The sequence below is a fragment of the Dietzia sp. NPDC055877 genome (assembly GCF_053615975.1).
This window is the reverse complement of the sequence record NZ_JBSHCV010000013.1, coordinates 81,116-89,580: the sequence shown is the minus strand read 5'-3', so window position 1 is coordinate 89,580 and position 8,465 is coordinate 81,116. Positions and strand designations below refer to the sequence as shown.

Genomic DNA, 8,465 nt, shown 5'->3' with positions numbered 1-8,465 from the left:
GGTCCTCAAGGAGGGCCGCACCGCCAGCAACCGCGGCGCCTACGCCCTCTGACCCGCACCACCCCGCACCGACGCCACGAGCCGGTGACCGCCCCGCGCGATCACCGGCTCGTGGTGTTCTCCTGCTCGTTCGCCTCGTCCTTCTCCTTCTGCCACGGCCACCGGCCGGAGATCTCCAGTTCGAGCGACCAGCTGAGGAAGGTTCGGATCGCGACGATCGCGGCCAGCACCGCGATGTCGTTGAGCGTCGGCATGACGGCCACGGTCTTGATGATGTCCGCGGCCACCAGCAGTTCCAGGCCGAGCAGGATGGACCGGCCGAGGAAGCGGCGGAACTGCCGGTACACGCCGGGCTCGCGATGCAGCAGCCGCCACCCGGCGAGCACGGTGGCGGCGACCGTGCCGATCACGATCGCCGCGACGCCCGCCGCGTCGATCACCTGACCGACCATCTCGATTGATTCCTGGAAGTCCATGGCTCCTGAAGTACCACGGTCCCGCCCTCACCGGGTCGAATCGGCGGCGTCAGGCCTGCATCCCCCGCCAGATCGTGTCGAGGGCGTGCCGGCAGCGCAGCTCGGTCTCGCGGTCGGAGAGGCTCGCGCCGCGGACCACGAGTTGGTAGTAGATGACCCCTAACAGTGCGTCCAGGGCCGCCTCGACGTCGAGGTCCACCCGGAACTCGCCGCGGTCGACCCCGGCGCGCAGGGCCTCGATCATCCCGCGCCGGCGGCGACTGACGTGGGAAGTCCAGTACGCCCACTGCAGTTCCTGATCGGACATCACGAGCTCGAGCCGTTTGCGGAACCGGCGCTGCGGGTAGGTCACCCCGCGCGCTTCTTCCTGGCGCTCGAAGAGCATCTCGAGCACCGCCTGCCTGAGATCTCCACTGATGTCCACCTCGGGGATGGCGCGGCCGTGGTCGAGCGCATCCGAGACCAGGTCTGTCAGCGAGGACCACCGCCGGTAGACGGCGGCGCGGGAGACCCCGCTGCCCGTCACCACCGCGTTGACGGTGACGGGCTTGCCCTGGTCGATCAGGCGCAGCGTGGCCTGGATGATCCTCTCGTCGTGCCCGGGCTCCGGGGGGCGGCCCGGCCCGGAACGCCGCCCGGCCGCCTGCGTGGCAGTCATGGTCAGGCGCCGAGCGCCCGTCGACGCAACTGGTCGACGAGGCCCGTGGTCAGGCCGGCGTCATACAGCGGCTGCAGCGGATCGGTGTAGGTGGTGCGCAGGTGCTCGAGGAGTCCGAGCATGGGCGCCCGCGAGTACTCGGTCCGCACTGCGGCCCTGGCAGCGACGTCCATCTGCAGGCCCAGTCTGGCCATCATGGGCTCGATCACCGGCCGCACCCGGACCGAGACCGCGGCGATGTTGTGGCCGGTCTCGGCGTAGTCGGTCACGATGGCGTCGCTGTCCGCCCCCACCGCCAGCAGCAGCGCCGCGGCTAACACCCCGGTGCGGTCCTGGCCAGCCGCGCAGTGGAACACCGCGGCGCCGGGCGCGTGGGCGATCACGGCCATCGCCGTGACGATCTGCGGCGCCGCGTTCTCGAACAGCGAGATGTACATCTGCGCGAAGCGGGACTGGTCCCACATCTCCGACGGGTCGGCGACGTGGTCCACGGCCGAACTGATCGAGGCCATGAACGGCACGTGGTGGTAGGCGACGGGGTACGCGCCGAGCAGGCCGCGGCCGGTGATCTCGGTCTCGGCGATCGAGCGCAGGTCGATGACGGTGCTCAGGCCTGCGGACATCAGGCGGGTCGCGGAGGCGTCGTCGATCATGGACAGGTCGTCGGCGCGCCAGGCGAAGTCCGCCCGGGTGGTCCCGCCGGAGATGGCGATCCCACCGAGGTCTCGGAGGTTGGCGGGCGGGGACAGCGGCAGGGTGATGGCGACCGGAGCGGCGGGTGCGGGCGTCGCTTCCGGCGTGGTCGCGGTCGCTGCGGTGGCGGGTGCGGTGGCGGTCATTACTGGATCCTCTTCCGGATGAGAGCGCTGGCCTGGTCGATCACCGTGACCAGCACGATGATGCACAGGACCATGGCGCTGAGATGGCCGTATTCGTAGCGGTTCATGGCGGTGGTGAGCTCGAGTCCGATGCCGCCGGCGCCCACCAGTCCGAGAATGGTGGCGCCGCGGACGTTGCCCTCGAACATGAGCAGGGTGTAGCTGGTGAGCAGAGGCATGGCCTGCGGGAGCACGGCGTACTGGATAATCTGCCGCTTGGACGCCCCCACGGCCTCCATCGCGATGACGGGCCCGCGGTCGACCGACTCCATGGCCTCGGCGAAGATCTTGCCGATCGACCCGAGCGAGCCCAGCGTCATGGCGAGGATGCCGGCGAACGGCCCCAGACCCACGGCGGAGACGAACATCAGCGCCAGCACGAGGTCGGGCACCGAGCGGATGATGTTCATCGTCCAGCGGCACGGGTAGTACAGCCATCGGGGCGCGATGTTGCTGGCGGCACCGAACGCGATGAACAGAGAGAGGAACGATCCGAGGACGGTGCCGACGATCGCCATCTGCAGTGTCTCGACCAGCAGTTCCACGATGAGCGGGAACTGGGAGAAGTCCGGCGGGAACAACCGGGCGAGGTACTCACCCATGTTGGCCGCGCCGTCGCCGAGCTGGAGGAAGTTGAACTGCGCGCCGTCGGCCGACCAGAGGAAGATGATCACGGCGACGACGACGCCGGCCGTGAACCGGGCCCGGGGGATACGGAACGCCTGTAGCTGGCGTTCGACCTCGGCGGTCTCCTCGGGTGCGCGGGTGCCGCCGGGCTTGGCGGTCAATGTCTGGGGCCGACTCATGCCTGCTCCTCCTCGTGGTCGTAGACCGCGGACAGGGCCTCGGCGTCCAGGTCGGCGGTCCGGCCCTGGATGAGGACCCGGCCCTCGCGGAGCCCGATCACCCGGTCGGAGTGCTCGAGCGCCAGCGGCAGCACGTGGAGGCTGACCAGGACCGGGACCTGCTCGTCCCGGGCGATCGACTGCAACAGGTGCAGGACGGTGTGGCTGGTGCGGGGATCGAGCGAGGCGACCGGCTCGTCGGCGAGGATGCACCGGGGCTTCTGCATGAGGGCGCGCGCGATCGCGACCCGCTGCTGCTGGCCGCCCGACAGCTGCCGCGCCTCGACCAGGGCCTTGTCGGCGATCCCGACCCGCTCGAGGAGTTCGTAGGCACGCTGCCGGTCGACGGCCCGGAAGGTGCCGAACCGGTTGAGCGGGCCCGCGTGGTGCAGGGATCCGAGCAGGACGTTGGTCAGCACCGACAGTCGGCCGATGAGGTTGAACTGCTGGAACACCTGACCGACGTTCGAGCGCAGCTGCCGGAGCCCGCGGCCGGTGAGGTCGGCGACGTCGGCGCCGTCGATCGTCACTGTTCCGGAGGTGATCGGCGCGAAGCCGGTCAGCGACTTCATCAGGGTCGACTTTCCCGACCCGGAGGAGCCGAGCAGAGCTACGGTCGCGCCGGGGTGCAGCTCGAGGTCGACCCGGTCGAGAACCAACGGGGCGTCGGGGGCGTAGCGCACGGACAGCTCGCGCACGCGTACCCGCGGCGGGCCGAGGGGCGTGTGCGCGGGACCCGCGGCGGCACCGGCGGAGGAGGCGGAGGAGGCGGAGGTCGCCGGGATGGTGGCGGGTCTGGTGAGGACGGGGTTGGGGGAGGTCATGGCGGCGGATCCTGTCCCGATCACTCGAGGTCCGAGATGTCCACGCCGGCCACGGCCGCGATGTCGACCAGGGTCTGGAAGGTCTCCGGACCGGGCTCGATCATCGGCTCGACACCCTCCGGCAGCGCCTCACCGTAGGTGCCGAGCGCGTCGGCGTTCGCGGCGGAGAACACCACCGGCAGCGCCTCGAGCAGCGCGGTGCGCTTGTCCTCGCTCATCTTCTGGTTGCCCAGCACGGCCAGCGAGACCGGCATGGCGGGACTCTCGCCGATCACGCGGGTCTCGCCCTCCTCGAACGGGAAGTAGGGGCTGCCCTGGCCGGCCATGTCGGTGAACATCGCGGCGGTGCAGGTCACGTCCACCTGGCCGCTCTTCAGCGCGAGCTGGCTGCGGTCGTGGCCGCCGGAGAACAGGACCTCGTAGTCCTCGCCCTGGGTGAGTCCGGCCCGGTCGAGCATGTACACCGGCATGAAGTAGCCGGAGCTGGAGGCCGGGTCGGCAAAGGCGACGGTGTCGTCCGGGGTGATGTCCTCGAGGGTGCGGATCGGGGAGTCGGCCAGCACGACGCACCGTGCGACGGGGGAGTCGTCGCCCGGCCAGGCCACGAGCGGATCGACCTCGCCGGTGTTGACGCCCATGGCGGTGGGGAAGGCGCTCATGATCCCGATGTCCTCGTGCCCGGATCGGATGGCTTCGATCACGGCCGAGTAGTTGGGGACGTCGGTGATCTCCACCTCGTAGCCGGTCTCCTCGGCCAGCAGGGCGGCGATCTCCTCGACCGGGGTCTCGGCGTTGGGGTCGTCGCTGATGGGCAGCGTCGCGAAGCGGATGGTGCGGTCGTCCTGCGCCGCGTCGGCGGACGAGGAACAGCCGGTGAGGGCGAGGGTGCCGACGACGACGGCGCCGCCGAGCGCGGGGAGCAGACGTGACTTCATGGGATGGCCTTTTCGTGACAGGGGCGGGAACGACAGCCATTCAAGGCGGGCAAGGTTGCCGGGTATTACGAGACCGGCGGTACGGCAATGGAAGCTTCTGTGAATGGGAGGTAACGGAATCCGCGGTCTCGCAATATGCGCCCGCGGTTCCGAACCGCCCCCACGGAACTGGAACGCGTTCTACGCTGCGGGCATGAGCTTTGAGGGGAAGTCCGTCCTGGTCACCGGCGGGGGAAGCGGCATCGGCGCCGGGGTGGCAGAAGAGCTGGTGCGCCGCGGCGCGAAGGTCACGATCGTCGGCCGGGGCGCCGAGCGGCTAGCGGAGACCGCGCAGCGGATCGCGGAGAACTCCGGACGTGCCGACGCCGTCCGTGCGCACGCCGCCGACGTCACAGACGAGGGCCAGGTGGCCGCGGCGGTCGCGGCGGCGGTCGAACACGGGGGCGCGCTCGACGGTGTGGTGGCCTGCGCCGGTGGCAGCGAGACGATCGGCCCGCTCACCCAGATGGACACCGAGGCCTGGAAGCGGACCGTCGACCTCAACGTCAACGGCATGATGTTCACCCTCAAGCATTCAGCGCGAGCGCTGGTCGCCCGCGGCGGCGGTTCGTTCGTCGCGATCTCCTCGATCGCCGCGAGCAACACCCACCGGTGGTTCGGCGCCTACGGGGTGACCAAGTCGGCCGTCGACCATCTGGTCGGGCTCGCCGCTGACGAGTTGGGCGCGAGCGGCGTGCGCGTCAACGGCATCCGCCCGGGCCTGATCGAGACCGATCTGGTGGCGCCGATCCTGTCCGACCCGGCGATCGCCGAGGACTACCGCGTCAACACCCCGCTCCCGCGGGTCGGCCGGGTCGAGGACATTGCGGAGGCCGCCGCGTTCCTTCTCGGCGAAGGCTCGACGTGGATCACCGGGCAGGTGATCAACGTCGACGGCGGCCAGATGCTCCGCCGCGGCCCCGACTTCTCCTCGATGCTCGAGCCGCTGTTCGGGGCCGACGGCCTGCGCGGCGTCGTGGCGGACGAGGACTGATCGCTTCGGAAGCCAGGGCCGTCCGGCATAGGTACGTTGAGGACACGCCCTCCGCGGCCGAGCGGACGGCGCCCCATCTGCCCGGCTTCGGAAAGGTCGATCATGGCGAATCTCAAGGAACTGGCCGAGTCCCACCTGGCCACCGCACGCGCCGAGGAGCACGGACGCAGCGCCGAGCTCGTCGCTCACGACGGGCCCCTGCGTCAGTCGGTCATCGCCCTGCGCGACGGGGTCCGGCTGGCCGAGCACAACTCCCCGCCGGCCGCGAGCCTGCAGGTCCTCCGGGGGCGGGTCCGCGTGGATCTGGACAACGAATCCCAGGGCGAGTTCGGCGAGGGCGAACTCTGGATCCTCACCCACGAGCGGCACTCGGTGCTGGCGCTCGAGGACAGCGTGTTCCTGCTGACCACGGTCACCAGCCAACCGGGCCAGGACTCGCGCGCCTGACCCTCCGGCCCAGGCGAAAGCTGTGCGCTGGACGAATGATGGATTATTTTTCATAGGCGTGATCGACCGCTAGAGTGCCCGGTGTGATGGGCGACACAATTCGTAGGTGGGCGCTGAGCGCCGTCGGTACCGCAGTGACCGGATCTCTCGCGCTGGGGGGAGCGGCCAGCGTCGATCTCCTGGGCGTGCCCACCGATCACCTCGAGGTGATGTCTCCCAGCGGGCTCACCGTCGACCCTGGCGCGGTCGGCGTGCACCCGCTGGGCGCGCACTCCGTGGTCGTCGAGGACGGCGCGGTGCGGGTGGTCGAGGGCGAGCAGACCGTGTGGTCGAACGCCCCGGGCGCAGCCTACCTGTCCGCCGGGACAGGGCACGTCTCCTGGGAGGAGCACCGAGGATACTTCTGGGCCGACGTGAACCACGATCGACAGTGGACGGCCCAGCAGCTGACCGGGGTGGAGGCCGCCCCGGGATCCGTCACTCTCACCGGCGACCTCGTCTCCGCGGACGGTGCGGTCCCGTTCACGGTGAGCTTCACCGAGCGCGCTGACGGCGGGGTAGCGGCCGACGTCGACACCGGCGCCACCTCGGCAGGCGGCGACGACCCGGTCCTGCAGTGGATCGGCGGCCGGTCGGCCGGCGCAGGCGTGCACGGCTTCGGCGAACAGTTCGACGATTTCAACCTCGACGGCCGGCTCGTCCCCGTGGTCGCCCGCGAACAGGGCGTCGGCCGCGGCGAACAGCCGCTGACCCTGTTGGCCGACGTCACCAACGGCGGGGCGGGCGGGACCACCTCGATGACCTACGCGGCGTGGCCGTCGTATGTCACCGGCGACCTGCAGGGCGTCCGGGTGGACCCGGACGACGAGGCCGCGCACGCGTTCGCGGTGGGCGACACCCGCACTCCCGACCGGGTCGGCCTCGAGGTGTGGGCCCCGTCGATGCGGCTCGAGCTCACCCGCGGCGACACCCCGGCGCACCTGATCGCCACGCAGCAGGGTTCGGTGGAGCGGCCGCGGTTGGCCGACTGGACCCAGCAGGGCGCGATCGTCGGCATCCAGGGCGGCACGGACACGGTGCGGGAGACCGTGGACAGGCTGGAGACCTCCGGAACCGAGGTGGCGGGCGTGTGGCTCCAGGACTGGACCGGGCAGCGCACCACGGACTTCGGCGATCGCCTGTGGTGGACGTGGCAGTTGGACGAGCAGCGGTACCCGGGGTGGGAGCAGCTCGTCGGTGAGTTGCATGATCGCGGCATCCGGACCACCACCTACGTCAACCCGTGGCTCGTCGACGCCGCTCCCAAGAACGACCCCGGGATCCGCAACCTGTGGGCGGAGGCGCGGGACGCCGGGCTGCTGGTGCGCGCGCCCGACGGCAGCCCCTACATGGTCGACCAGGGCGGGTACTCGGCGGCGCTCGTGGACTTCACCAACCCGGCGGGCCGGGACTGGATGTCCACGGTCATCGCCGAGGAGGTGCTGGCCAACGGGGTCGACGGATTCATGGCGGACTTCGGGGAGGCGCTGCCGATGGATGCCGTCCTTCACGACGGTGACGCCACCCTCATGCACAACGCCTGGCCCCGCCTGTGGTCGGAGGTCGTGCGTGAGGGCTGCGAGAAGGCGGGACGCCCCGACTGCGTGACCTGGTTCCGCGCCGGCACCTCGGGGATGGACTCGCAGAGTCCGGCGTTCTGGAACGGCGACCAGATGGTCGGCTGGTCGGAGGAGGACGGACTCGCCTCGGCGCTCGCCGGGACGTTCGCCGCCGGGGTGTCGGGCTGGCCGGTCGTCCACTCCGACATCGGCGGTTACACCTCGGTGAACCTGCAGCTGACCGACTACGTCCGCGACGCGGAACTGCTCGCCCGCTGGGGTGAGTACGCAGCGTTCGGCCCGATGTTCCGCAGCCACGAGGGCAACCGGCCGGCGGTCAACCGTCAGGTCTTCGACCCCGAGGAGATCGACGCGTTCGCCCGCAACAGTCGGATCTTCGCGGCGCTTGCGCCCTATCGGGCCGAGGTTCTGGACGAGGCCGCCCGTACCGGGGTCCCGGCGATCCGGCACATGTGGCTCACCCACCCCGGCACCGCCGCCGCAGGAGCGGACGACCAATTCATGTTGGGCGGCTCCCTGCTCGTGGCGCCGGTGATGGCGCCTGGCCAGACCGAGGTCGCGGTGTCCCTGCCGCCGGGCACCTGGCGGCACCTGATCACCGGGCAGGTCTACCAGGGCGACTCGACGATCACGGTGGCCGCACCTATCGGCAGCCCGGCGGCGTTCATCGACACCGCGCACCCGCTGGCCGACCAGCTCGTGGCCGACGTCGGCGCCGCTGCGCGGGGAGCCGGCTGAGCGGACTGCCCG

General features: G+C 70.7%; 9 protein-coding genes. 3 read left to right on the top strand and 6 right to left on the bottom strand.

The window, feature by feature from the left end; genetic code table 11:
* Positions 1 to 101: 101 nt before the first annotated feature.
* The 6 genes from ACWGLC_RS13375 to phnD are packed head-to-tail and all read right to left on the bottom strand — an operon-like array spanning position 102 to position 4,616.
* Positions 102 to 476 carry a DUF1622 domain-containing protein gene (locus tag ACWGLC_RS13375; RefSeq protein WP_452100346.1) on the bottom strand — a complete coding sequence of 125 codons (375 nt, stop codon included), beginning with the start codon at positions 474 to 476 and terminating at the stop codon, positions 102 to 104.
* Positions 477 to 525: 49 nt separating this feature from the next.
* Positions 526 to 1,134: a TetR/AcrR family transcriptional regulator gene (locus tag ACWGLC_RS13370; RefSeq protein ID WP_452100345.1), complete on the bottom strand. Its 609-nt coding sequence runs from the start codon at positions 1,132 to 1,134 to the stop codon at positions 526 to 528.
* A 2-nt stretch (positions 1,135 to 1,136) separates the two neighbouring features.
* A complete protein-coding gene (locus ACWGLC_RS13365; RefSeq protein WP_452100344.1) occupies positions 1,137 to 1,973 on the bottom strand; it encodes a tyrosine-protein phosphatase in 837 nt (278 codons plus the stop codon).
* Positions 1,973 to 2,818, bottom strand: a complete 846-nt coding sequence (gene phnE / locus ACWGLC_RS13360; protein WP_452100343.1) for a phosphonate ABC transporter, permease protein PhnE — start codon at positions 2,816 to 2,818, stop codon at positions 1,973 to 1,975. The genes ACWGLC_RS13365 and phnE overlap by 1 nt, the downstream gene beginning before the upstream one ends.
* Complete coding sequence (locus ACWGLC_RS13355; protein ID WP_452100342.1) at positions 2,815 to 3,681, bottom strand: phosphonate ABC transporter ATP-binding protein; 867 nt, start codon at positions 3,679 to 3,681, stop codon at positions 2,815 to 2,817. The genes phnE and ACWGLC_RS13355 overlap by 4 nt, the downstream gene beginning before the upstream one ends.
* Before the next feature lie 20 nt (positions 3,682 to 3,701).
* On the bottom strand, positions 3,702 to 4,616 hold the full coding sequence (phnD, locus tag ACWGLC_RS13350) for a phosphate/phosphite/phosphonate ABC transporter substrate-binding protein (protein ID WP_452100341.1): 915 nt from the start codon (positions 4,614 to 4,616) through the stop codon (positions 3,702 to 3,704).
* 193 nt (positions 4,617 to 4,809) lie between these two features.
* Here phnD and ACWGLC_RS13345 point away from each other — a divergent pair, with 193 nt between their 5' ends.
* The 3 genes from ACWGLC_RS13345 to ACWGLC_RS13335 all read left to right on the top strand — a co-directional run bounded on the left by ACWGLC_RS13345 (position 4,810) and on the right by ACWGLC_RS13335 (position 8,453).
* Entirely contained in the window at positions 4,810 to 5,649 is an 840-nt protein-coding gene (locus tag ACWGLC_RS13345; protein WP_452100340.1) for an SDR family oxidoreductase, read from the top strand.
* A 102-nt stretch (positions 5,650 to 5,751) separates the two neighbouring features.
* Entirely contained in the window at positions 5,752 to 6,096 is a 345-nt protein-coding gene (locus ACWGLC_RS13340) for a cupin (protein WP_452100339.1), read from the top strand.
* 86 nt (positions 6,097 to 6,182) lie between these two features.
* Positions 6,183 to 8,453, top strand: a complete 2,271-nt coding sequence (locus ACWGLC_RS13335; RefSeq protein ID WP_452100338.1) for an alpha-glucosidase — start codon at positions 6,183 to 6,185, stop codon at positions 8,451 to 8,453.
* Positions 8,454 to 8,465: the final 12 nt, after the last annotated feature.